The organism is Streptomyces sp. NBC_00503 (assembly GCF_036346895.1).
In the GTDB taxonomy this organism is placed as follows: domain Bacteria; phylum Actinomycetota; class Actinomycetes; order Streptomycetales; family Streptomycetaceae; genus Streptomyces.
This window is the reverse complement of record NZ_CP107855.1, coordinates 5,222,352-5,244,039: the sequence shown is the minus strand read 5'-3', so window position 1 is coordinate 5,244,039 and position 21,688 is coordinate 5,222,352. Positions and strand designations below refer to the sequence as shown.

Sequence of the window (21,688 nt, the reverse complement as noted above, 5' to 3'; positions counted from 1 at the left end):
CTCCGGCCGGACGTCCGGCTGCGGGGGCGCACCCGCCGCTGGCTACCCTGTGCGCATGACTCTCAGCGCGCTCGATCTGGCCCTCGTCGAGGAGGCCACCAAGAAGTCCGGCCTCATCTGGGTCCGCGGCTCCGGGGCCGACCGCGGGCTCTGGCACGCCTGGGTGGACGGCGCGGCGCACGTATTGGGCGACGGGCCCGGCGAGCAGCCGTTCCCGGGCCTCGCGGACGGCGCGGCCGCCGAGGTGACCGTACGCAGCAAGGACAAGGGCGGCCGGCTCGTCGCGTGGACGGCGACCGTACGGGAGCTCGTGCCCGGGAGCGAGCCCTGGCAGGCCGCGGTGGCCGAGCTCAAGGGCAAGCGGCTCAACGCCCCCGACTCGGCGGAGATGACCGACCGGTGGGCCCGGGAGTGCCGGCTGCTGCGCCTGGAGCCGGAGTCCGTGCGGGCGGAGCTCCCGTCCGGGTCGCTGGCTGCGGTTCCGCTGGACTCCCCGGCGATCACCCGCCGGCCCGCCCCCGCGGCGCTGCCCAAGCTGCTGCTCAAGCGCAAGAGGGCGGCCCGCTAGGTCGTCTCTTTCGGATCTAGTGCTGTGGCCGGTCAGCTCTTGGGGGCGGTGCCCTGGCCGGAGCCCTTGGAGGCGGACGGGGCCGGGCTGGCCCCCTGCTCCTTGGTCGTCGGCAGCTGGGACCCGTAGTCCACCGTCTGGTCCTGCGCCGGGGGCTTCAGCTCGACGGGCTTGCCCCAGTCCTCCAGGACCAGCCGGCCGGCGCCGCCCGCGCGTTCCATCAGGACCGGGTAGGGGACGCCCTCCAGGGAGACCGAGACCTTGCCGCCCTTGCCCTTGTCCGCCGAGACCTGGACGACCCGGGTGTGCCCGACCTTGGTGTAGTCGCCCTTGCTGAGCTGCCCGTCGAGCCCGAGGAGCCCGTCCAGGAGCACGTGCATGTCGGTGAAGACGAGGAACTGCTTGTAGGAGGGGTCTGCCTCGGGCACCTTCACGAACTTGTCGCCGAGCTTGCCGGCCGCCTCGGACTGGCCCCAGAACTTGGCGCCCGCCTTGAGGTACAGCTGGGAGCCCACGCGCAGCAGCTCGAAGGTGGTGTCGTCCTGCGACTTCACCTCGCCGGAGCCGCCGTCGGCCCCCAGCTTCATGTCGAGGGTGAAGGATTTGCCGCCGCTGACGAGGACGCCGGACAGGTGGACCGACGTGGCCCCCGTGGCGGCCGCCTTGGCCTTGTTCTCGATCTGCTCGGCGGAGAGCTTTCCGACCCCGTTCGTACCCTCGTCGGGGTCCGCCCCGCATCCCGTACCGACGACGGCCAGGCCGGCGCACAGGGCTCCGGCGAGGGCGGCCCGGCGCAGCCGTGCGGAGGGGAGATAGGCAGTCACGGGCAGGTGCCTCTCGTCGTTCGTCTTCGAGCAGCTGGCAGCGTACCCGGCCAGGGGCGGAGGCCCTCGCGATGCCCCTGGCGGTGCCGGTGCGTGGCCGTTCGGCGCCCGTGCGTGCCCGTGCGGACGGCCCCACCAGGAGGTTGCGGCGGGCACGGGCTAACCTGAGGGACGGCAGTACCGGTGATCGACGGATGACGCACGCTCGTAGGAGGCGCTCGGATGGCGGCAGGCGCCCCACGGATCTTCGTCTCGCATCTGTCGGGTGTGCCCGTGTTCGACCCCAACGGCGACCAGGTGGGCCGCGTCCGCGACCTCGTCGCGATGCTCCGCGTGGCCGGCCGGCCGCCGCGGCTGCTCGGCCTGGTGGTCGAGGTGGTCAGCCGGCGCCGGATCTTCCTGCCCATGACCCGGGTGACGGGCGTCGAGTCCGGGCAGGTCATCACCACGGGCGTCGTCAACATGCGGCGCTTCGAACAGCGCCCCACCGAGCGGCTGATCCTCGGCGAACTGCTCGACCGGCGGGTGCGGCTGGTCGCGGACGACGAGGAGGTCACCGTCCTCGACGTGGCCATCCAGCAGCTGCCGGCCCGCCGGGACTGGGAGATCGACCGGATCTTCGTGCGGAAGGGCAAGTCGGGCGCGTTGCGCAGGCGCGGCGAGACCCTGACCGTCGAGTGGTCGGCCGTGACGGGCTTCTCGCTGGAGGAGCACGGGCAGGGAGCCGAGAACCTGGTCGCCACCTTCGAGCAGATGCGCCCGGCGGACGTCGCGAACGTCCTGCACCACCTGACGCCCAAGCGGCGCGCCGAGGTGGCCAACGCCCTCGACGACGACCGGCTCGCGGACGTCATGGAGGAGCTGCCCGAGGACGAGCAGGTGGAGATCCTCGGGAAGCTGAAGGAGGAGCGCGCGGCCGACGTCCTGGAGGCGATGGACCCGGACGACGCGGCCGACCTGCTGTCCGAGCTGCCCGAGGACGACAAGGAACGGCTGCTGACGCTGATGCGGCCCGACGACGCGGCCGACGTGCGGCGCCTGCTGTCGTACGAGGAGAACACCGCGGGCGGTCTCATGACCACGGAGCCGATCGTGCTGCGGCCCGACGCCACGGTCGCGGACGCGCTGGCCCGCGTACGGCAGGCGGACCTGTCGCCGGCGCTGGCGGCGCAGGTGTACGTGTGCCGGCCGCCGGACGAGACGCCGACGGGCAAGTACCTGGGCACGGTGCACTTCCAGCGGCTGCTGCGGGACCCCCCGTTCACGCTGGTCAGCTCGATCGTGGACACCGGTCTGGCGCCCCTGCGGCCGGACTCCTCGTTGCCGGTGGTGACCAGCTACTTGGCCGCGTACAACATGGTCGCCGTGCCGGTGGTCGACGAGAGCGGCTCGCTGCTGGGCGCCGTCACCGTGGACGACGTACTGGACCACCTGCTCCCGGACGACTGGCGGGAGACGGACTTCCATTCGGAGGGAGCCGGCGGGCCCGAGGATCCCGAGCGTGCGGAAGAGGCCCTACGTGACCACTGACCGGGGGCGCGGCGACCAGGCCGCGCGCGAGCGCAGGCGCGAACAGATCCGGGAGCGGCGCGAGCAGGCGAGGCTGCAGGCCCGCGAGCACGGGCTGTCGGCGGAGTCGGCGGAACGTTCCTCCGACGCGCACCGCGAACGGGCCAAGAGCGGCGGCTCCACCACCTCCGGGTCCGGAACCGGATCGAGCGCGCTGACCCGCTCGCGCGCGCGGCTCGACCTGCCGCGCCCGGCGCGCCGGCGGCTGCTGCCCGAGTACGACCCCGAGGCGTTCGGACGGCTGTCGGAGCGGGTGGCGCGGTTCCTCGGCACGGGCCGGTTCATCGTCTGGATGACCGTCGTCATCATCGTCTGGGTGCTGTGGAACATCTTCGCGCCGCAGCACCTGCGCTTCGACACGTACCCCTTCATCTTCCTGACCCTGATGCTGTCGCTCCAGGCCTCCTACGCGGCCCCGCTGATCCTGCTCGCGCAGAACCGGCAGGACGACCGGGACCGGGTCAACCTGGAACAGGACCGCAAGCAGAACGAGCGTTCGCTGGCGGACACCGAGTACCTGACGCGCGAGATCGCGGCCCTGCGGATGGGTCTGGGAGAGGTCGCCACGCGCGACTGGATCCGGTCCGAGTTCCAGGACCTGATCAAGGAGATGGACGAACGGCGGCTGTTCCCCGCCGAGAGTGACGAAGGCGACCGCTAGCAGCCTTTCCTGCGGCACGCTACCGAGCCGTACCATCGGGGCATGGCTACCGACACAAGCTCCGCCGGCACTGCCGCCGTGCCCGAGCAGGACGCGATCCTGGACGCGCTGGCGACGGTGAACGACCCCGAGATCCACCGGCCGATCACCGAGCTCGGCATGGTCAAATCGGTGGAGATCGGCGACGGCGGCGCGGTCGCCGTCACCGTGTACCTCACGGTGTCCGGCTGTCCCATGCGCGAGACCATCACCAACCTCGTCACCGAGGCCGTACAGCGGGTCCCCGGCGTCACCTCGGTCGCCGTCACGCTCGACGTGATGAGCGACGAGCAGCGCAAGGAGCTCGCCAGCACCCTGCGCGGCGGCACCGCCGAGCGCGAGGTCCCCTTCGCCCAGCCCGGCTCCCTGACCCGCGTCTACGCGGTCGCCTCCGGCAAGGGCGGCGTGGGCAAGTCCTCCGTCACCGTCAACCTGGCGGCCGCGATGGCCGCCGACGGCCTCAAGGTCGGCGTGGTCGACGCGGACATCTACGGCCACAGCGTGCCGCGCATGCTCGGCGTCGAAGGCCGCCCCACCCAGGTCGAAAACATGATCATGCCGCCGTCGGCGCACGGCGTGAAGGTCATCTCCATCGGCATGTTCACCCCCGGCAACGCGCCGGTGGTCTGGCGCGGTCCGATGCTCCACCGGGCCCTCCAGCAGTTCCTGGCCGACGTGTTCTGGGGCGACCTGGACGTACTGCTGCTCGACCTGCCGCCGGGTACGGGCGACATCGCGATCTCCGTGGCCCAGCTGGTGCCCAACGCCGAGATCCTCGTCGTGACCACCCCGCAGCAGGCCGCGGCCGAGGTCGCGGAGCGGGCCGGCTCGATCGCCGTGCAGACGCACCAGAAGATCGTCGGCGTCGTCGAGAACATGTCCGGGCTGCCCTGCCCGCACTGCGACGAGATGGTCGACGTCTTCGGCTCCGGCGGTGGCCAGCGGGTCGCCGACGGCCTGACGAAGACGATCGGCGCGAACGTGCCGGTGCTCGGCTCGATCCCGATCGACGTGCGCCTGCGCGAGGGCGGCGACGAGGGCAAGCCGGTCGTCCTCTCCGACCCCGACTCCCCGGCGGGCGCGGCCCTGCGCGCCATCGCCGGCAAGCTGGGCGGCCGCGCACGCGGCCTGGCGGGCATGTCGCTGGGGATCACGCCGCGGAACAAGTTCTGATGTAGCGGAGGTGTGGCCCGCAGGGGCCGCACAGCGCAAAGGGCACCGCCGACCGGCGGTGCCCTTTCCCGTACCCGTACCCGTACCGGCCCGCGCGGCTACTCGTACGCGCCGAAGTCCCCGATCGCGGAGAACCCGATCCCGTACGCGCTCATCCCGCGACCGTACGCGCCCAGGTGCACCCCACTACTGGTGGAACCCGCCAGCACCCACCCGAACTCCGACTCCCGGTAGTGGAACGGCGTCGGCTCCCCGTCCACGGGCAGCGACAGCGTCGACCACTCCTCCCCGTCGAGCGCGTCCGCCAGCTCCCACGCGGCCTCGGTCTGCTGGTCGAGCCAGTCGTCGCGCAGGGTGTGGTCCATCTGCACGGGCCAGCTGTACGCCAGCAGCCCGGAGCCGGCCAGCCAGGCCGCCGAGGAGACCGAGGTGGCCTCCAGGACGCCGGTACCGTCCGAGCTGCGGCGCAGCGGGTTGCTCGCGACGGTGACGACCACCGCGAAGCGCTCCTTCTCGCCGGTGGCGATCTCGCCGCGGGCGGAGGGCTCGTCGCCGTGGCCCGTGGAGCCGTGCTCCACGCTGCCGTCCGCGCCGGTGCCGACCTGCATGAGCCAGCGGGGGCCGGTGAAGGCCCCGTCCAGCCCGTACCAGGGGAAATCAGCCCGCAGGTAGCCCTCCGCCGTGCGGCGGGCCGCCGGTACGGGCGCTGCGGCTGCCTCCTGGGGCAGCCGCGGATGCTCCTGCGGTGCCGGCTGCGCGGGTGCTGTCGCCGTGTCGGCGGGCTGCGTGCCCACCCGGCTACTGCTCGTCGTCTCCATCTGAGCGGCCTCTCGTTCCGTGGGGTCCGGAACGGCCCTCCCCCGTGGTGCTGGGGGGACCCCCTCCCTGGGGCGTCCTGGGTCCGGACTCATGGAGGATAGCCACCGGACCCCGGATCACCGGGCAGGCAGGCTCGCGCGTGGTATCGGGTGGCTCAGGTGGCGTCCGCGTCGAAGGCCGTGCGCCGCTCCTGCGCCGGGGCCGCGGGCTTCTTCAGCAGGTCCGGACCGCCGCTCGGAGCGGGCGCGGCCGTGTCGCCGGCGGTGGCGGGGGCCGGGACGGGTTCGGCTTCCTTGCTGTTGACGGCGTCGGTGACCTCGTTCAGCTCCTTGCGGAGGTCGAAGGAGCTGCGGATGTCCTTGAGGTCCTCGTTCTCCGCCAGCTGCTTGCGGATGAAGTTCTTCGGATTGAGGTCCTCGAACTCGAAGTCCTTGAACTCCGGGCCGAGTTCGGAGCGGATGTCCTGCTTCGCGCTGTCCGAGAACGCGCGGATCTTCCGGATGACGCCCGTGACGTCCTGGATGACCTTGGGCAGCTTGTCCGGGCCGAAGATGAGAATGGCCAGCACTACGATCGTGACCAGTTCGAGTGCGCCTATGTCGTTGAACACCTTGCCGCTCCTCGGCTCTCTTCGGGTCAGGCCCGACACACGGTACCCGGCCGGGTCCACCGGCCCATACATCAGGACCGCTCATTCATGGAACGGTCCCGCTTTCACGCTCCCGTCACGACCCGTTCGCCGACCCGAGGACCACTTCCAGCGTGCGCTCCCGGCCGTCCCTGAGCACGGTGAGGGCGAGGGCATCGCCCGGCCGGTGGGACCGGATCTTGATGACGAGCTCGTCGCCCCCGTGGACCCGTACCCCGTCCACCTTGGTGATCACGTCGCCGGGCTTGATCCCGGCCCGGGCCCCCGGACCACCGGCGACCACGGCCGGCTTCCCACCCTCGCCCTTCTCCCCCACCCGGGCCCCATCGCCGGAGTACTCCATGTCCAGGGTGACGCCGATCACGGGGTGGGTGGCGTGGCCGGTGCGGATGAGCTCCTCGGCGACGCGCTTGCCCTGGTTGACGGGGATGGCGAAGCCCAGACCGATGCTGCCGCGCTGCTGGCCGGAGCTGTCGCCGCCGTCACCGCCGTCGCCGCCTCCGCGGATGGCGCTGTTGATGCCGATGACCTGGGCCCTGGCGTCGAGGAGCGGGCCGCCGGAGTTGCCGGGGTTGATCGGGGCGTCGGTCTGAAGCGCGTCGACGTAGCTGACGTCGCTCCCGTCGCCCTTGTCCCCGCCCGCGGTGATGGGGCGGCCGGTGGCGCTGATGATGCCGGCGGTGACGGTGTTGGAGAGGTCGAAGGGGGCTCCGATGGCCACGACGGGGTCGCCGACCCTGACGTTCTCGGAGTTCCCCAGCGCGAGGGGCCGCAGCCCCCGTACGCCGGTGACCTGGACGACGGCCAGGTCGTAGCCGGTGTCTCCGCCGACCAGCTCGGCGGGGACGCTCTCGCCGGTGCTGAAGGTGACCGTTATGTGCTGGGCGCCGTGGACCACGTGGTTGTTGGTGAGGATGTGGCCCTGCCCGTCGAGCACGAAGCCGGTGCCCGTCGCACTGCTCTGCGCGCCGCTCACGTGCAGGGTGACCACCCCGGGCAGCGCGGTGGCGGCGATCCCGGCGACGCTGTCCGGAGCCCGGCCGCGGTCCGCCACTGCGGCCTGCGGGAGTTCCAGACGGGTACTGGCCTTCCGCTCGGCGAGCACACCGACGACACCGCCGATCGCACCCGCGAGGAGGGCGATCCCGACCCCGAAGACGACCCCCTGCCGAACCCGAAGCCGCCGGGGCCCCGCCTTCCCCCGATCCGGCACCTGCAACGGCCCCACGGACCAGGGGTCATAACGCGGCGCCGCACCATCCTCAGCCCCCTCCCCCGCCCCACCGTCCGACACGGCCGCGACGCCCCCCTCCCCCGGCCGCCCGCCCTCCGCGGGCCGACTCCACCACACCGGCCCCGAGGCACCCCCACCCCGCCCGGAACCCGAGCCCGCGCCGGGGGCCGGGGCGGCCCCGGCATCAGGGGCCGGAGCGGCCTCGACATCCGGGGTCGGATGCGGGCCGGCCTCCGCGCCAGCCTTCGGAGCGGCCTCGTCGGCGGCGGCCCGAGCGGCCTCCGCGCCCAGGTCCGGGTGCGGGAGGGACTCGACTTCCAGCGCCGGATGCGGCCCGGTGACCCCGGCGCCGGGCTTCGCGGCAGCCGACGCAGCGACGCCCGGGGACGAGGGAGTCTCGGCGTCCCCCGTCGGAGCAGCCTCGACATCGGGGTCCCGGTGCGCGAGGGGCTCGGCTTCCGGGGTGGGGGTGCGGTCCTGTGCGGTGCGCGGGGCCGGTACGGGGGCTTCGGCCGTCCCGGCGGCGGGGCGATCGGCGCGGCTCCACCATCGGGGGAGGCGGGACAGCCTGGGCGGCCGGGGCGCGGGAGCTTCGGCCGGGGTCGGCGTCTGGGCCGCCGGATCGGTCTGCTGACTGTCGGACATGGGCGCTCCCCGCGTACCTGACTCCGCCGGCCGCCCGGAGCGGCACATCTGGCGCAGATTCAACCAGGTCACCCATCCACCCCATCACCCCGCCCGCCCACGGGCGGTGAGAAGCCCGAGCGTGCCCGCCAGGCAGCTGCCCGCGCCCGACGGGGCAAAGGGGCACCAGCGCCCGCGCAGGGAGGCGCACGCCCCCCGACGCCACGGCACCCGGCCAGGCCCAGCACCGGCCACCACGGACCCGGCGCGGGACGGCGCGGGACGGCGCAGCCTGGGACGGGCGGACGGCAGGCGGCGGGCAGCGGACGGCGGGCAGCCGGAAGCGGGCGGCAGGCGGCGGGGCGGCAGGCAGCAGGTGGCGGGGCGGCAGGCAGCAGGTGGCGGGCGGCGGACGGCAGGCAGCAGGCAGCAGGCGGCGGGCGGCGGGCGGCGGGCGGCGCGGGCCCGGCAGGGTCCGGAAGGGACGGCCCCCGCGCCGCGTGGCCCGGCAAGGGCTTCCGGTCGTACCGCTAGCGCGACAAGGAGACCGGGCGGGCCGAGGCCGGGGTGGCGGTGGGGGAGGTGGAGGCCAAGGGGGGCTCCGGGCGGAGGGTGGGGACGGTGCCCGGGCGCGGGATCCGGTTTTCGCGGGCCACGGCGTCGAACACCGACACCACGGGGCCGGTCCGCGCGGCGGGGGCATCGCCCCGGGTGTTGGGCTCGACGGCGTCCATCGGCAGCGAGCCGCCCAGCGCGATCGCGGCGAGCGATACCGCCCCGGCCGCCACGAACGCGAAGCGGCGCCGCGAGCGGCCCGCCTCCTGGCCGCCCATCTTGTGTATGGGGAAGCCTCCCTGCGGCCCGCCCGCGGCCGCGGGGGGCGCGTAGGCGAAGGAGGAGAAGGGGTCGGCGCCCGGGGGCGGGCCGAAGGGGCCCGACGGACCGGAGGGGCCGTCAGGACTGCCTCCGGGCAGCCCCTGGAGCCGCGCCAGCAGCCCCGCGGACAGCGGGGGCGGCGCGCTCTCCACGAACATGGTCTTCAGGCGGCGCTGCGCATCGGCCTCGGCCTTGCACTTGGAGCACGTCGCCAGGTGCGCCAGTACGCGCTCGCGCGCGTCATGGCCCAACTCCCCGTCCACGAGGGCGGCGAGCCGGTCGCCCAAATGCCGCTCGGCGGAGGACGCCTGTTCGGCGGGCGACGGGGAAGGACTGATCCCGCTCACTCGGCTCCGCCCTCTCCCCCGGCGCCCGGGGCGCCCACTGCCACTCCCGCCAGCGCACGCTGCTCCGCACGGGCCTCGGGAGACCGGTGCTTGAGCGCCTTGCGCAGGTGCGAACGGCCTCGGTGGATACGGCTGCGCACGGTGCCGAGCTTCACGCCGAGCGTGGCCGCGATCTCCTCGTACGAAAGACCCTCGATGTCACACAGCACCACGGCCGCGCGGAACTCGGGCGCGAGCGTGTCCAGCGCCTGCTGCACGTCCGCGTCGAAGTGCGTGTCGTGCAGCACCTGCTGCGGGGACGGCTCGCGGCTCGGCAGCCTCTCGGCGGCGTCGTCGGCGAGGGCGTCGAAGCGGATCCGCTGCTTGCGGCGGACCATGTCCAGGAACAGGTTCGTCGTGATCCGGTGCAGCCAGCCCTCGAACGTGCCGGGCGTGTACGTGGACAGCGAGCGGAAGACGCGGACGAAGACTTCCTGCGTCAGGTCCTCGGCGTCGTGCTGGTTGCCCGTCAGCCGGTAGGCGAGACGGTAGACCCGCGCACTGTGCGTGCTGACGATCTCCTCCCACGAGGGAGGGGTCCACGCCTGGGAGCCCGCATCGGCGGCAAAGGTCGCGGTGGTTGCGGTGTCTACGGTGCGGAAACGGTCAGCAATGTTGGTCACGGATTTCGGCTCACCGGCCGACCAGAAGAGGCGTCGGAGAACACCCCCACGATCCACAGGCGCAGCCGCACCTCCCCTGTCGGCTCTGGTGGTGTCCAGCGGATTCCCTACCATAGCCACCCCTCCCGTCAGCTCCGGATAAGCATTTTTGCAGTAACTTTGCACGGGCCGAGAGTCCCGGACCGCCCTTCCCTCTCTACTGCTCTCAACGCCCGGTCCCATCTGCGGGTTCCCGACTCCAGCGGATACAGTCACCGTTGCGCCAACTATGGGGACAGGAGAGGGTCATTACCGGCAACCGGCAGACGAGCTGGGCGTTCGCCGACGCGTTTGTCGCCGAAGACGACGCTCTGCGATGGGCCCGCGACCGGTCCAGGGAAGCGGGCCTGCGCTCCGTCTCCCCCGGCACCGGGGCCGCGCTGCGCCTGCTCGCCGCCACCGCGGACGCCAAGGCGGTCGCCGAAATCGGCACCGGCACAGGCGTGTCGGGCATCCACCTCCTGCACGGAATGCGTGCCGACGGGGTCCTGACCACCGTGGATCCGGAACCCGACCGGCAGGCCTTCGCCCGTCAGGCCTTCCGCGCCGCCGGCTTCGCGGGCAACCGCGCCCGCTTCATTCCGGGCCGCGCGCTCGACGTCCTACCGCGGCTCGCCGACGGCGGGTACGACCTCGTCTTCTGCGACGGGGACCCGTCCGAGTCCCTCGACTACCTCGCTGAATCGTTGCGCCTGCTGCGCCCCGGCGGACTGGTCTGCTTCGAGGGAGTCTTCTCCGACGGCCGTACGGTCGACTCCGCGGCCCAGCCGGTGGAGGTGCTCCGCGTCCGCGAGCTGCTGCGCACCGTCCGCGAGAGCCCGGCCCTGGAGGCCGCGCTGCTGCCGGTGGGCGACGGCCTGCTGTGCGCCGTCCGACGCTGACCGCACGCCCTTCCAAGCGGACCGACCCGGAAAACAACACTGCCCCGGACGCGGTGAGCGACCGGGGCGGTGCAGAGTCTTCAGTTGGCGTCAGTGCGCCCTCAGTACCGACGAGGGGTCAGCCGACGACCTTCTTCAGGGCGTCACCCAGGGCGTCCGCTTCGTCCGGGGTCAGCTCGACGACAAGTCGACCGCCGCCCTCAAGCGGTACGCGCATGACGATGCCCCGCCCCTCCTTGGTGACCTCGAGCGGGCCGTCGCCCGTCCGCGGCTTCATGGCCGCCATGCTCGTTCCCCTTCCTGAAACCAGCTCATCGTCAGCCGACGGCCCCAGTCAGGCGCCTAGTACCGGCATCGAACACATTGCTTCCAGGCCATTATCCCGCATGTCAGGACCCGATGACCAACATCGGGTGGGAACGCTTGCGCAACGCGCTCGACCAAAACCACTCATTTCGGGGACCTGCCTGCGATACTCCGCCGCCGCACCCCGGATCCGCCCTCCGGTTTGTTTGACGCACATCACATGTGGAACCGCGGCCCGGTCCGCCATGCTGACCCTTGCACCGGCCGGTACCGGCCGGTAGCCAGCCCGCGACGAAGGGGGACCCCCGACATGGCCGACAGCGTGCTCTACGAAGTGACCGACGGACTCGCGACCATCACGATCAACCGTCCCGAAGCCATGAACGCCATGAACACGCAGACCAAGGTCGCCCTGCGCGACGCGGTCGAAGCGGCCGCCGCCGACACGGCCGTACGGGCGGTCCTGCTCACGGCGGCCGGCGACCGGGCGTTCTGCGTCGGCCAGGACCTCAAGGAACACGTCGGGTTCCTGAAGGCCGACCGCGAGAGCGGTTCCTCGCTCACCATGAGCACGGTCGCGGAGCACTACAACCCGATCGTCCGGGCCCTGACGCAGATGCCGAAGCCGGTGGTCGCGGGCGTGAACGGCGTCGCGGCGGGCGCGGGCTTCGGCTTCGCGCTGGCGGCGGACTTCCGGGTGGTCGCGGACACGGCCTCCTTCAACACCTCCTTCGCCGGGGTCGCCCTGACGGCCGACTCGGGCGTCTCCTGGACCCTGCCCCGCCTGATCGGCGGCTCGCGCGCCTCGGACCTGCTCCTCTTCCCCCGTTCGGTGAAGGCCCAGGAGGCGCTGGAACTCGGCATCGCGAACCGCGTCGTCCCCTCGGCCGAGCTGGCCGCGGAGGCCCTTGCCGTGGCCCGGCGGCTGGCGGAGGGCCCGACGGTGGCCTACGCCGCGCTGAAGGAATCCCTGGCGTACGGGGCCTCGCGGTCGCTTTCCGAGGCGCTGGAGCACGAGGACACCCTCCAGACCCGTGCGGGGGCCTCGGAGGACCACGGGATCGCGGTCGCCGCCTTCCTCGCGAAGCAGGCGCCGCGGTACCTGGGGCGCTAGCCGCGCCCTGGTGGGCGCAGCCCGGCTCCCACTGCGCGTGGCCCGTCGCCCCGCTGCCCCGCTGCCCGGCCGCGTCCGCCCGTCAGTGCGCGGTGCGGGGCCGGGGCCGGGCTGCGGGTGTTCCGCTGCGCGGAGCCTGTCCCCTACCCGCCCTTCCACCGTTCCCCGGGGCTCCGCCCCGGACCCCGCGCCTCAAACGCCGGCGGGGCTGAAATTTCCTCAGGCGGTTTCGCGGGAGGTGCAGTGGGCCAGGTGGTCGTTGACCAGGCCGCAGGCCTGCATGAGGGCGTAGGCCGTCGTGGGGCCGACGAAGCGGATGCCCGCCTTCTTCAGCGCCTTCGCCAGGGCCGTCGACTCAGCCGTGACCGCCGGCACGTCCTCGGTGGTCTTCGGCGCCTTCTTCCGGGCCTCGGGGGCGTGGGACCAGATCAGTGCGTCCAGTTCGCCCGCGCCCCACCCGGCCAGGGTCCTCGCGTTGGCGAGGGTCGCTTCGATCTTCATCCGGTTGCGGATGATCCCCTCGTCCGCGAGGAGGCGCGCCACGTCGGCCTCGCCGAACTCGGCGACCTTGCCGATCTCGAAGCCCGCGAACGCCGCCCGGAAGCCCTCCCGCTTGCGCAGGATCGTCAGCCAGGACAGCCCCGACTGGAAGGCTTCCAGGCACAGCCGCTCGTAGAGCTCGTCGTCCCCGTGGACCGGACGGCCCCACTCGGTGTCGTGGTACGCGATGTAGTCCTCGGTGGCCAGCCCCCACGGGCAGCGCAGCTCCCCGTCGGGTCCGGCGACGACCCCGCTCACTGCTCGTCGGCCTTGATGAGGTCCACCGGGCCGGGCGCGGCGGCCCCCGCGGCGGCGACGGCCCCGGCCGCGCTGAGCTCCGCGATCCTGGCGTCCCGCTCGGCCAGCTCCGCCGCCAGCCGTTCCAGTACGTCGTCCACCTCGGCCATCCGGTAGCCGCGCGCGGCGACCGGCAGGCGCAGTTCGTCGATGTCCGCGCGGACGACGGGGCGGTTCTCCGGCAGGCCGTCGGACACCCGGTCCGGCTCGGCTTCCGGCAGGACGGCCTCGGATCCCCCGCCGGCCACGGCCAGGGTGACCGCGGCGACGACCACGACCAGCGCGATGAGCAAGAACGCGAACACGATCAACTCCCCTGAGAAGACTCCGGCCACCAGGTTAAGGTCGCAGACGAGGCGCAAGGGCCGCCGAAGGAGGAAAGAGCAGGATGCTGCGACTGGGCAGGCGCGAGTTCGAGACGCACGAGCCGGTGATCATGGCCATCGTGAACCGGACCCCTGACTCCTTCTACGACCAGGGCGCGACGTTCCGCGACGAGCCCGCCCTGGACCGCGTCGAGCAGGCGGTCGCCGAGGGCGCCGCGATCATCGACATCGGCGGGGTCAAGGCGGGGCCGGGCGAGCACGTGGACGCGGTGGAGGAGGCCCGGCGGACGGTCGGCTTCGTCGCCGAGGTGCGCCGCCGCCACCCGGACGTGGTGATCAGCGTCGACACCTGGCGGCACGAGGTCGGCGAGGCGGTCTGCGAGGCCGGGGCCGACCTGCTGAACGACGCGTGGGGCGGGGTGGATCCGAAGCTCGCCGAGGTCGCCGCGCGCTACGGCGCGGGAATCGTCTGCACCCACGCGGGCGGGGTCGAGCCGCGTACCCGGCCGCACCGGACCTCGTACGAGGACGTCATGGAGGACATCCTGCGCGTCACGGTCGGGCTCGCCGAGCGGGCCGCCGCGCTGGGCGTCCCCCGGGAGTCGATCATGATCGATCCGGGCCACGACTTCGGGAAGAACACCCGCCACTCCTTGGAGGCCACCCGCCGGCTGGCGGAAATGGCCGATACCGGCTGGCCGGTGCTGGTCTCGCTGTCCAACAAGGACTTCGTCGGCGAGACCCTCGACAAGCCGGTCAAGGAGCGTCTGCTGGGCACCCTCGCCACCACGGCCGTCTCGGCCTGGCTCGGCGCCCAGGTCTACCGCGTCCACGAGGTCGCGGAGACCAAGCAGATCCTGGACATGGTCCGCTCCATCCAGGGCCACCGGCCCCCGGCGGTCGCCCGCCGGGGACTTGCGTAGCCCCTCGGAGCTGGCGGAGTTACTTGCCGACTTCCTTCGTCACGAGCGAGATCGCCTCGTCCACGTCGTCCGTGACGTGGAAGAGGTACAGGTCGCGCTCCGAGGCCTTGCCCTGCGCGATCACCGTGTTCTTCAGCCAGTCGATGAGCCCGCTCCAGTACTCCGTGCCGAACAGCACGATCGGGAAGCGGGTGATCTTCTGCGTCTGGACCAGGGTCAGGGCCTCGAAGAGCTCGTCGAGGGTGCCCAGGCCGCCCGGCAGGACCACGAAGCCCTGGCTGTACTTCACGAACATCGTCTTGCGGACGAAGAAGTAGCGGAAGTTGAGCCCCAGGTCCACGTGCTGGTTGAGCCCCTGCTCGAAGGGGAGCTCGATGCCCAGGCCCACCGAGACGCCGTTGGCCTCCCGGGCGCCCTTGTTGGCCGCCTCCATCGCGCCCGGACCGCCGCCCGTGATGACGGCGAAGCCGGCGTCCACCAGCGCTCCGCCGATCCGCACGCCCGCTTCGTACTCGGGTGAGTCCACCGCGGTCCGGGCGGAGCCGAACACGCTGATCGCCGGCGGCAGCTCCGCCAGCGTGCCGAAGCCCTCGATGAACTCCGACTGGATGCGCAGGACCCTCCAGGGATCGGTGTGCACCCACTCGGAGGGCCCGGCCGAATCCAGCAGCCGCTGGTCCGTCGTACTGCCCGCCTGCACCTGGCCCCGCCTCCTCAGCACCGGCCCGAGCTGCTGCTCCTCGGGCCGACGACGAGCGGAACTTTCGGGGTTGCCCATGATGTGCTCCCTCCTGCTGATCGTTGGATCAGGGTAGGCGCACAAAGGTGACGAGAAGCGGAATTCAGGAGGTCAGCCAGGCGCGGAGTCGTTCCTCGCAGTGCAGGATCGCCTTGGTCTCGACGCGCTCGTCGACCTTGTGGGCCAACAGGGCGTCCCCCGGGCCGTAGTTGACCGCCGGTACGCCGAGCGCGCTGAAGCGGGAGACGTCCGTCCAGCCGAACTTCGGCATGGCGCGGCCGCCGACCGCTTCCATGAAGGCCGCGGCCGCCGGGTGGCCGAGCCCCGGGAGTGCGCCGCCCGAGGAGTCGTCGACCACGATCTCGGCGATGTCGCAGTCCGCGAACACCTCCCGTACGTGGGCGAGCGCCTCGGCCTCGCTGCGGTCGGGGGCGTAGCGGAAGTTGACCGTGACCGTGCACGCGTCGGGGATGACGTTGTTGGCGACGCCGCCCTCGATGCGGACCGCGTTGAGGCCCTCGTGGTACTCCAGGCCGTCGATGACGGGCCTACGGGGCTCGTAGGCGGCCAGCTTCGCCAGGATCGGGCTCGCCGCGTGGATGGCGTTGGAGCCCATCCAGCTGCGCGCGGAGTGCGCGCGCTCGCCGGCGGTGCGCAGCAGGACCCGCAGGGTGCCCTGGCAGCCGCCCTCGACCTCGGCGTTCGAGGGCTCCAGCAGGACCGCGAAGTCGCCGGTCAGCCAGTCGGGGTGGGCTTCGGCGACCTTGCCGAGGCCGTTGAGGTGGGCGGCGACCTCTTCCTGGTCGTAGAAGACGAAGGTGAGGTCGCGGTTGGGCTCGGGCACGGTGGCGGCGATGCGCAGCTGCACGGCGACGCCCGACTTCATGTCGGTGGTGCCGCACCCCCACAGGACGTCGTTCTCGTCGAGCCGCGAGGGCACGTTGTCGGCGATGGGCACGGTGTCGAGGTGGCCGGCGAGTACGACGCGTTCGGCGCGGCCGAGGTTCGTGCGCGCGACGACGTTGTTGCCGAAGCGGTCCACGGTCAGGTGCGCCAGGCCGCGCAACGCGTGTTCCACGAGGTCGGCGAGTACCTTCTCGTCGCCGCTCACGGAAGGGATGTCGACGAGCCGGGCGGTCAGCTCGGCGGCGTCCAGGGTGAGGTCCAGCTCGGATTCGGGCATGGGACCGACCCTAACGCCCGGGGTCGGGCGCATCGGTGTCCGTCCGGCCGATGGACGTGCCGAATGGCTCAAGTACGGTGGGCGGCGTGCCGCAGACCGCTGATCAGCCCCGTGCCCGCCGCCGCCGTCACCCGCTCCGCTGGGTTGCCGGTTTCCTGGTGCTGATCGCGGTGGTCGGCTACTTCGTCGTGCAGCGCGAGTCGAACGGCGGCGGTGGTGCGCCGTACTGCACGGCCAGCGTCCACGGTCCGAACGAGGACAAGGGCAGCCCCGACGAGTACGTCGAGATGTCCCCGGACCAGGCGGCCAACGCGGCGACGATAGCGGCCGTCGGGGTCTCCAAGGGGATGCCGGACCGGGCCGTGACGATCGCCCTGGCGACGGCGATGCAGGAATCGCAGCTGAACAACCTCGACCACGGCGACCGGGATTCGCTCGGGCTCTTCCAGCAGCGGCCCTCGCAGGGCTGGGGCACGCCCGAGCAGATCATGGACCCGGTGTACTCGGCCGGGATCTTCTACGACCGGCTGGGCGAGATCAAGGGGTACTCGCGACTGCCGCTGACGGTGGCGGCGCAGAAGGTGCAGCTGAGCGGTTTCCCGCAGGCGTACGCGAAGCACGAGCCCGACGCGACGGTGCTGACGACGGCGCTCACCGGCGCGGGCCACCTGGTGTGCACGGGCCCCGCGCCGGCCCTGGCCGGGGACCCGGCAAAGGTCCGTACGGAGCTGTCCCGGCTGATCGGCAAGAGCGGGCTGCAGACCATGCCGACCGTGCAGCGGGACGCGTCGCGGACCGGGGACGAGGGCGCCGGCGGCAGCAAGGCCGTCGCGGAGTCCGAGGTCACCCTGGTGGAGAAGCGGGGCGGCGGCGACGCGGCGGTGCGCGCCAGCAGGGTGCTGTCGGGGTGGGCGGTGGCCAACGCCCGCGCGCTGGCGATCACCCGGGTCTCGTACTCCCAGAACGCCTGGATCGCGGGCAAGGACGGCGACCGCTGGCAGCAGAAGGGCGGCACGGGAGCCAAGGACGGGGACGGCGACCGGCACAACGCCGAGTCCGGCGAGATACGGATCTTCGTGCGCGGCTGAGCGGCCTCGCGGGCCCGCAGGCCCGCCCGCTCGACTGTACGAGGTGTCCCCCGTGCGGGGGTGACCCGAACGGCGGACACCGGGGCCCCGGCGGGCATACAAGCGCAGGTGAACGCGTATCCGGTGCGGTTGTCGCGGAAGCCGATTAAACGATGCGTTACTGATCCTTTACCCACCGGCTCCGCAACTCACCGCCCCCTGCGAGCGGTTGTACCGGCGTACTCAGCCGCTACCGCTTAGGAGCAACATGTCCCTCCCCCTGACCCGCCGGATCGCCCGTACCGCGCTGCTCCTCGCAGCCGGGGCAGCGCCCGTGGTCGGTGCGGCCGGCGTGGCCAGCGCCGCGGGCCTGGAGTCCGTGCCGCAGCTGGGCGCGCTCACCGCGCCGGACGCGACGGTCGCCGCCGCGGGTGACACCGCCACCGAGACGGCCGCCCAGGCCGCGCCGGCCGCCACCCACGCGGTCCCCGCCTCGCCCACCGATGCCGCCACGGGCCTGCTCGGCGGTCTGCCGACGAGCGGGCTCACCGCGGGCGGTCTGCCCACGAGCGGGCTCCCCACGGGTGCGCTGGGCAGCCTCCCCGGCGGCCTGCCGCTCGGCGGCTGACCTTCCGGAGCACGCACGCCGGAACACGCACGCCGAAGGGCCCGGGAGCACGAACTCCCGGGCCCTTCGGGCTGTCGGCCGCCAGGCGGCCGGACCGGCTAGCCGGCCAGCCGCTTGACCGCCGCTTCGACGCGCTCGTCCGTGGCCGTGAAGGCGACGCGCACGAAGTGCGCGCCCGCCTCGCCGTAGAAGTCGCCCGGCGCCACCAGGATGCCCAGGGAGGCGAGGTGGGCGACCGTGTCCCAGCAGGGCTCGTCGCGGGTCACCCACAGGTAGAGGCTGGCCTCGCTGTGCTCGACGCGGAAGCCGTGCGCCTCCAGGGCCGTGCGCAGCGCCGCGCGGCGGGCCGCGTAGCGCACCCGCTGTTCCTCGACGTGCGCGTCGTCGCCGAGCGCCGCCACCGTGGCCGCCTGCACGGGGGCCGGGGTCATCATGCCGCCGTGCTTGCGGATCAGCAGCAGCTCGGCGAGGACCTCGGCGTCACCGGCGATGAAGGCCGCCCGGTAGCCGGCCAGGTTGGAGCGCTTGGAGAGCGAGTGGACCGCCACGAGGCCCTCGTACGAGCCCCCGCAGACCTCGTCGTCCAGGACGGAGACGGGCTCGGCCTCCCAGCCCAGTTCCAGGTAGCACTCGTCGCTGAAGATCAGGATCCCGTGCTCGCGCGCCCAGGCCACGATCCGGACGAGCTCTTCTTTAGTGAGGACCTTGCCGGTGGGGTTGGACGGGGAGTTGAGCCACAGCAGCTTCACGCGGGCCGGGTCGAGATCGGTGGTCGGGTCGTCGTAGACCACGGGCTGCGCCCCGCACAGCCGCGCGCCGACCTCGTAGGTCGGGTAGGCGAGCCGGGGGTAGGCGACCTGGTCCCCGGCGCCGAGGCCGAGCTGGGTCGGCAGCCAGGCCACCAGCTCCTTGGAGCCGACGACGGGCAGGACGTTGCCGTGCCCGGCGGCGCTCGCGCCGAGGCGGCTGCGCACCCAGCCGGTGATCGCGTCGCGCAGGGCGGGCGTGCCCCACACCGTGGGATAGCCCGGGGAGTCGGCGGCCTCGACCAGGGCGCGCTGGATCAGCTGCGGTACCGGGTCGACGGGGGTGCCGACGGACAGGTCGACGATTCCGTCCGCGTGGGCCGCCGCCGTCGCCTTGTAGGGCTCCAGCTTGTCCCAGGGGAAGACGGGGAGACGGGCTGAGACTGCGGCCACGATGCGCTCTCGCTTTCCGGGTGTTCCGTGCGTTCCAGAAATCCTGCGGGTCCTACGTGTCTTACGGGTCTTACGTGTCCTGCGGGCGGCGCGGGGTGAAACACCTCGGTCCCGTCCGGCTGCGAGGCCGGACGGGACCGAGGGGCGGTTCAGGCGGCGGGGACCGTCAGTGGGACGGGTTGATGTCCGCCGGAAGCGCTGCGATGAAGGGGTGGTCGCGCTCGATCAGACCGAGCTTGGAAGCACCACCGGGCGAACCGAGCTCGTCGAAGAACTCGACGTTCGCCTTGTAGTAGTCCTTCCACTCCTCCGGGGTGTCGTCCTCGTAGAAGATGGCCTCGACCGGGCACACCGGCTCACACGCGCCGCAGTCGACGCATTCGTCCGGGTGGATGTACAAGGACCGCTGGCCCTCGTAGATGCAGTCGACGGGGCACTCTTCGATGCACGCCTTGTCCTTGACGTCGACACAAGGCTCCGCGATGACGTAGGTCACGCTCTCGTTCCTCCTCATAAGGGCTGTCCATATCGCGCGGGAGCGCGGCGTCGTCGATGCCCGCCTCTAGTATCTCCGTTCCCGGGCACGATCCGAACAGGAGGGGCGGACAGAGCTGTGGAAATCACTGCCGGTGGACGGCTGGAGATCCGGATCACCCCCGCTGACGTGGGTAAACGAGTCTCTGTACGACGGGTGGAGCGCGAGCTGAGCGGGGCCCCCGTGTTCACGGACGCCGTAGGGGTTCTCACATCCTGGAACACGGGTGTGCTGACGATCACACGAAAGACCGGCGAGTCCGTCCGAATCGCGGAATCCACGCTGGTCGCGGGCAAGGTCGTGCCCGCCGCGCCGGCCCGGCGCAGGGGTCCCGCGGCCTCCTTCGAGGAGCTCGCGCGGGCCTGCGCACGGTCCTGGCCGCCCCTGGAAACCGAGCCGCTGGGCGAGTGGACGCTGCGTGCGGCGGGCGGATTCACCCGGCGGGCCAACTCCGTGCTGCCGCTCGGCGACCCCGGGACGCCCCTGGACGATGCACTCGCGCGAGTGACCTCCTGGTACGCGCACAGAGGACTTCCGGCCTACGTCCAGGCCGCCACGGGGGCCGCGGGCACCCAGGAGATGCTCTGTGCGGAGCTGGAGGCCCGGGGCTGGGTCCGCGAGGTGTCGGCGGAGGTCCGGACCGGCGGGCTGGCGGCGCTGACGGACGTGGACGACGCGACGGCTTCGGCCGCCGCCGAGGTACGTCTGACCCGTACGCCGGACGAGGACTGGCTGGGCCGCTACGGGCGGGTGGACGACCCGGAGACCGCCCGCCGGGTGCTGACGGCCGGGCCGTCGGTGTGGTTCGCGGCGATCCCCGGCCGGGCGATCGGACGGCTCGTGGTGGACGGCCGGTGGGCCGGGTTCGCCGCGGTCGAGGTGGACCCGGCCCACCGGCGCCAGGGCCTGGCCACGGCCGTGATGGCGGCGCTGGCCGGACGCGCACTGGAGGAGGGCGCCTCGGCGGCCTGGCTCCAGGTGGAGAGCGCCAACACGGGGGCGCGGGCGCTGTACGACCGGATGGGCTTCGCGGTCCACCACAGCTACCACCACTACCGCCGGGCGGCGCTGTGAGCGGGCAGGACCGGCGCGAGCAGTTCGCGGCCGAGGCGCGGGCGGAGCGGCCGGACCTGTCCGTGCTGTGCCTGCTGCTCGCGACGGAGGGCGATCCGGAGCTCGACGAACGGGTCATGGACTGGGCGCAGATCGAGCTGGACCGGCTGGCCGGGATGCTGCCGTACGGGCTGCGGGGCCCCCGCGCGTGGGCCTCGGCGGTGACCGAACTACTGGGCGGGCAGCAAGGGTTCCACGGCACCCCGGCCGACTACGACCGGCTGCCGTCCTCGTTCCTGCACGAGGTGCTCAGGCGCCGCCGGGGCCTGCCGATCCTGCTGTCCGTGGTCTGGATGGAGGTGGCCCGGCGGGCCGGGGCCCCGGTGTACGGGCTGGCCCTGCCGGGGCACTTCGTGGTCGGCTTCGGCGATCCGGAGGAGGCAGTGGTCGTCGATCCCTTCGCGGGCGGTGCTTCGCTCGGCGCGGGTCCGGCGGAGCTGGCGCAGGGTCCGCGGGTCGCGGCCCGGACCCTGGACATCGTGCTGCGGATCCTGAACAACATCCGCGCCTGGGCCTCCGCACGGCCCGAGCACTCGGGGGTGGCGCTGTGGGCGCTGGAACTGGCCCTGCTGCTGCCCTCGCATCCCGCGGCCCTGCGCTACGACCGGGCGAAACTGCTGGTGGAGCGCGGCCAGTTCGCGTACGGGGCCGCCGAGCTGGAGTCCTACGCCCTCGTCATCGACGCGATCGACCCTCCGGCGGCGGGCCGGATCCGCGCGGAGGCCCTGTCGGCCAGGGCCCTGCTGAACTAGA

At 72.6% G+C, this 21,688-nt stretch carries 24 protein-coding genes; 11 read left to right on the top strand and 13 right to left on the bottom strand.

The window, feature by feature from the left end; translation table 11 throughout:
- Nucleotides 1-55 precede the first annotated feature (55 nt).
- Nucleotides 56-568, top strand: a complete 513-nt coding sequence (locus OG490_RS24470; RefSeq protein ID WP_330298421.1) for a hypothetical protein — start codon at nt 56-58, stop codon at nt 566-568.
- Nucleotides 569-600: 32 nt separating this feature from the next.
- Here the strand turns inward: OG490_RS24470 and OG490_RS24465 are convergent, their stop codons facing one another.
- Nucleotides 601-1,392: a hypothetical protein gene (locus OG490_RS24465; protein WP_330298420.1), complete on the bottom strand. Its 792-nt coding sequence runs from the start codon at nt 1,390-1,392 to the stop codon at nt 601-603.
- 222 nt (nt 1,393-1,614) lie between these two features.
- On the opposite strand from OG490_RS24465, the gene OG490_RS24460 reads away from it, so the two are divergent.
- From OG490_RS24460 to OG490_RS24450, 3 genes are all read left to right on the top strand, one after another.
- The gene (locus tag OG490_RS24460; RefSeq protein WP_330298419.1) at nt 1,615-2,922 is read left to right on the top strand and encodes a magnesium transporter MgtE N-terminal domain-containing protein; all 1,308 of its coding nucleotides are present in this window, start codon (nt 1,615-1,617) and stop codon (nt 2,920-2,922) included.
- A 193-nt stretch (nt 2,923-3,115) separates the two neighbouring features.
- A complete protein-coding gene (locus tag OG490_RS24455; protein ID WP_330301049.1) occupies nt 3,116-3,622 on the top strand; it encodes a DUF1003 domain-containing protein in 507 nt (168 codons plus the stop codon).
- A 42-nt stretch (nt 3,623-3,664) separates the two neighbouring features.
- Nucleotides 3,665-4,834, top strand: coding sequence for an Mrp/NBP35 family ATP-binding protein (locus tag OG490_RS24450; protein ID WP_330298418.1), 1,170 nt, complete (start codon nt 3,665-3,667; stop codon nt 4,832-4,834).
- 98 nt (nt 4,835-4,932) lie between these two features.
- Here the strand turns inward: OG490_RS24450 and OG490_RS24445 are convergent, their stop codons facing one another.
- The 5 genes from OG490_RS24445 to sigE all read right to left on the bottom strand — a co-directional run bounded on the left by OG490_RS24445 (nt 4,933) and on the right by sigE (nt 10,159).
- Entirely contained in the window at nt 4,933-5,652 is a 720-nt protein-coding gene (locus OG490_RS24445; RefSeq protein WP_330298417.1) for a hypothetical protein, read from the bottom strand.
- Nucleotides 5,653-5,807: 155 nt separating this feature from the next.
- Nucleotides 5,808-6,263, bottom strand: a complete 456-nt coding sequence (locus OG490_RS24440) for a sec-independent translocase (RefSeq protein WP_330298416.1) — start codon at nt 6,261-6,263, stop codon at nt 5,808-5,810.
- 115 nt (nt 6,264-6,378) lie between these two features.
- Nucleotides 6,379-8,181, bottom strand: coding sequence for a S1C family serine protease (locus tag OG490_RS24435; protein ID WP_330298415.1), 1,803 nt, complete (start codon nt 8,179-8,181; stop codon nt 6,379-6,381).
- Between the two features lie 509 nt (nt 8,182-8,690).
- The gene (locus tag OG490_RS24430) at nt 8,691-9,383 is read right to left on the bottom strand and encodes a zf-HC2 domain-containing protein (protein ID WP_330298414.1); all 693 of its coding nucleotides are present in this window, start codon (nt 9,381-9,383) and stop codon (nt 8,691-8,693) included.
- The gene (gene sigE / locus OG490_RS24425) at nt 9,380-10,159 is read right to left on the bottom strand and encodes an RNA polymerase sigma factor SigE (protein WP_330298413.1); all 780 of its coding nucleotides are present in this window, start codon (nt 10,157-10,159) and stop codon (nt 9,380-9,382) included. Before sigE ends, OG490_RS24430 begins: the two co-directional genes overlap by 4 nt.
- 143 nt (nt 10,160-10,302) lie before the next feature.
- Between sigE and OG490_RS24420 the strand changes: the two genes are divergently transcribed.
- The gene (locus tag OG490_RS24420; RefSeq protein ID WP_330298412.1) at nt 10,303-10,965 is read left to right on the top strand and encodes an O-methyltransferase; all 663 of its coding nucleotides are present in this window, start codon (nt 10,303-10,305) and stop codon (nt 10,963-10,965) included.
- Nucleotides 10,966-11,083: 118 nt separating this feature from the next.
- On the opposite strand, the gene OG490_RS24415 is transcribed toward OG490_RS24420, so the two are convergent.
- Nucleotides 11,084-11,251 (bottom strand): DUF3117 domain-containing protein, encoded by a 168-nt coding sequence (locus OG490_RS24415; protein WP_003966491.1) that lies wholly within the window; start codon nt 11,249-11,251, stop codon nt 11,084-11,086.
- A gap of 330 nt (nt 11,252-11,581) precedes the next feature.
- On the opposite strand from OG490_RS24415, the gene OG490_RS24410 reads away from it, so the two are divergent.
- Nucleotides 11,582-12,385, top strand: coding sequence for an enoyl-CoA hydratase/isomerase family protein (locus OG490_RS24410; protein WP_330298411.1), 804 nt, complete (start codon nt 11,582-11,584; stop codon nt 12,383-12,385).
- 219 nt (nt 12,386-12,604) lie between these two features.
- Here OG490_RS24410 and OG490_RS24405 read toward each other — a convergent pair whose 3' ends face one another.
- Both OG490_RS24405 and OG490_RS24400 read right to left on the bottom strand, forming a co-directional pair.
- Complete coding sequence (locus OG490_RS24405) at nt 12,605-13,183, bottom strand: DNA-3-methyladenine glycosylase I (RefSeq protein ID WP_330298410.1); 579 nt, start codon at nt 13,181-13,183, stop codon at nt 12,605-12,607.
- Nucleotides 13,180-13,533, bottom strand: a complete 354-nt coding sequence (locus OG490_RS24400) for a DivIVA domain-containing protein (RefSeq protein WP_330301048.1) — start codon at nt 13,531-13,533, stop codon at nt 13,180-13,182. The genes OG490_RS24405 and OG490_RS24400 overlap by 4 nt, the downstream gene beginning before the upstream one ends.
- A gap of 77 nt (nt 13,534-13,610) precedes the next feature.
- Here OG490_RS24400 and folP point away from each other — a divergent pair, with 77 nt between their 5' ends.
- A complete protein-coding gene (gene folP / locus OG490_RS24395) occupies nt 13,611-14,471 on the top strand; it encodes a dihydropteroate synthase (RefSeq protein WP_330298409.1) in 861 nt (286 codons plus the stop codon).
- A gap of 19 nt (nt 14,472-14,490) precedes the next feature.
- On the opposite strand, the gene OG490_RS24390 is transcribed toward folP, so the two are convergent.
- Together OG490_RS24390 and dapE are read right to left on the bottom strand one after the other, a co-directional pair.
- The gene (locus tag OG490_RS24390) at nt 14,491-15,249 is read right to left on the bottom strand and encodes a TIGR00730 family Rossman fold protein (protein ID WP_330298408.1); all 759 of its coding nucleotides are present in this window, start codon (nt 15,247-15,249) and stop codon (nt 14,491-14,493) included.
- Nucleotides 15,250-15,313: 64 nt separating this feature from the next.
- Nucleotides 15,314-16,393: a succinyl-diaminopimelate desuccinylase gene (gene dapE, locus OG490_RS24385; protein WP_330298407.1), complete on the bottom strand. Its 1,080-nt coding sequence runs from the start codon at nt 16,391-16,393 to the stop codon at nt 15,314-15,316.
- A 50-nt stretch (nt 16,394-16,443) separates the two neighbouring features.
- Between dapE and OG490_RS24380 the strand changes: the two genes are divergently transcribed.
- Nucleotides 16,444-17,481, top strand: coding sequence for a hypothetical protein (locus OG490_RS24380; protein ID WP_443065868.1), 1,038 nt, complete (start codon nt 16,444-16,446; stop codon nt 17,479-17,481).
- Between the two features lie 247 nt (nt 17,482-17,728).
- Nucleotides 17,729-18,088, top strand: coding sequence for an ATP-binding protein (locus tag OG490_RS24375; protein WP_330298405.1), 360 nt, complete (start codon nt 17,729-17,731; stop codon nt 18,086-18,088).
- Nucleotides 18,089-18,186: 98 nt separating this feature from the next.
- Here OG490_RS24375 and dapC read toward each other — a convergent pair whose 3' ends face one another.
- Entirely contained in the window at nt 18,187-19,287 is a 1,101-nt protein-coding gene (dapC, locus tag OG490_RS24370; protein WP_330298404.1) for a succinyldiaminopimelate transaminase, read from the bottom strand.
- A gap of 166 nt (nt 19,288-19,453) precedes the next feature.
- Entirely contained in the window at nt 19,454-19,783 is a 330-nt protein-coding gene (gene fdxA, locus OG490_RS24365) for a ferredoxin (protein ID WP_030868357.1), read from the bottom strand.
- A gap of 117 nt (nt 19,784-19,900) precedes the next feature.
- Here fdxA and OG490_RS24360 point away from each other — a divergent pair, with 117 nt between their 5' ends.
- Both OG490_RS24360 and OG490_RS24355 read left to right on the top strand, forming a co-directional pair.
- Entirely contained in the window at nt 19,901-20,896 is a 996-nt protein-coding gene (locus OG490_RS24360; RefSeq protein WP_330298403.1) for a GNAT family N-acetyltransferase, read from the top strand.
- Complete coding sequence (locus OG490_RS24355; protein WP_330298402.1) at nt 20,893-21,687, top strand: transglutaminase-like domain-containing protein; 795 nt, start codon at nt 20,893-20,895, stop codon at nt 21,685-21,687. The genes OG490_RS24360 and OG490_RS24355 overlap by 4 nt, the downstream gene beginning before the upstream one ends.
- Nucleotide 21,688 lies beyond the last annotated feature (1 nt).

Coding starts and splice junctions, on each gene's coding strand:
- OG490_RS24470 (WP_330298421.1), top strand. CDS start 56: ATGACTCTCAGCGCGCTCGATCTGGCCCTCGTCGAGGAGGCCACCAAG.
- OG490_RS24460 (WP_330298419.1), top strand. CDS start 1,615: ATGGCGGCAGGCGCCCCACGGATCTTCGTCTCGCATCTGTCGGGTGTG.
- OG490_RS24450 (WP_330298418.1), top strand. CDS start 3,665: ATGGCTACCGACACAAGCTCCGCCGGCACTGCCGCCGTGCCCGAGCAG.
- OG490_RS24445 (WP_330298417.1), bottom strand. CDS start 5,652: ATGGAGACGACGAGCAGTAGCCGGGTGGGCACGCAGCCCGCCGACACG.
- OG490_RS24435 (WP_330298415.1), bottom strand. CDS start 8,181: ATGTCCGACAGTCAGCAGACCGATCCGGCGGCCCAGACGCCGACCCCG.
- sigE (WP_330298413.1), bottom strand. CDS start 10,159: ATGGTAGGGAATCCGCTGGACACCACCAGAGCCGACAGGGGAGGTGCG.
- OG490_RS24415 (WP_003966491.1), bottom strand. CDS start 11,251: ATGGCGGCCATGAAGCCGCGGACGGGCGACGGCCCGCTCGAGGTCACC.
- OG490_RS24410 (WP_330298411.1), top strand. CDS start 11,582: ATGGCCGACAGCGTGCTCTACGAAGTGACCGACGGACTCGCGACCATC.
- folP (WP_330298409.1), top strand. CDS start 13,611: ATGCTGCGACTGGGCAGGCGCGAGTTCGAGACGCACGAGCCGGTGATC.
- OG490_RS24390 (WP_330298408.1), bottom strand. CDS start 15,249: ATGGGCAACCCCGAAAGTTCCGCTCGTCGTCGGCCCGAGGAGCAGCAG.
- dapE (WP_330298407.1), bottom strand. CDS start 16,393: ATGCCCGAATCCGAGCTGGACCTCACCCTGGACGCCGCCGAGCTGACC.
- OG490_RS24380 (WP_443065868.1), top strand. CDS start 16,444: ATGGACGTGCCGAATGGCTCAAGTACGGTGGGCGGCGTGCCGCAGACC.
- OG490_RS24375 (WP_330298405.1), top strand. CDS start 17,729: ATGTCCCTCCCCCTGACCCGCCGGATCGCCCGTACCGCGCTGCTCCTC.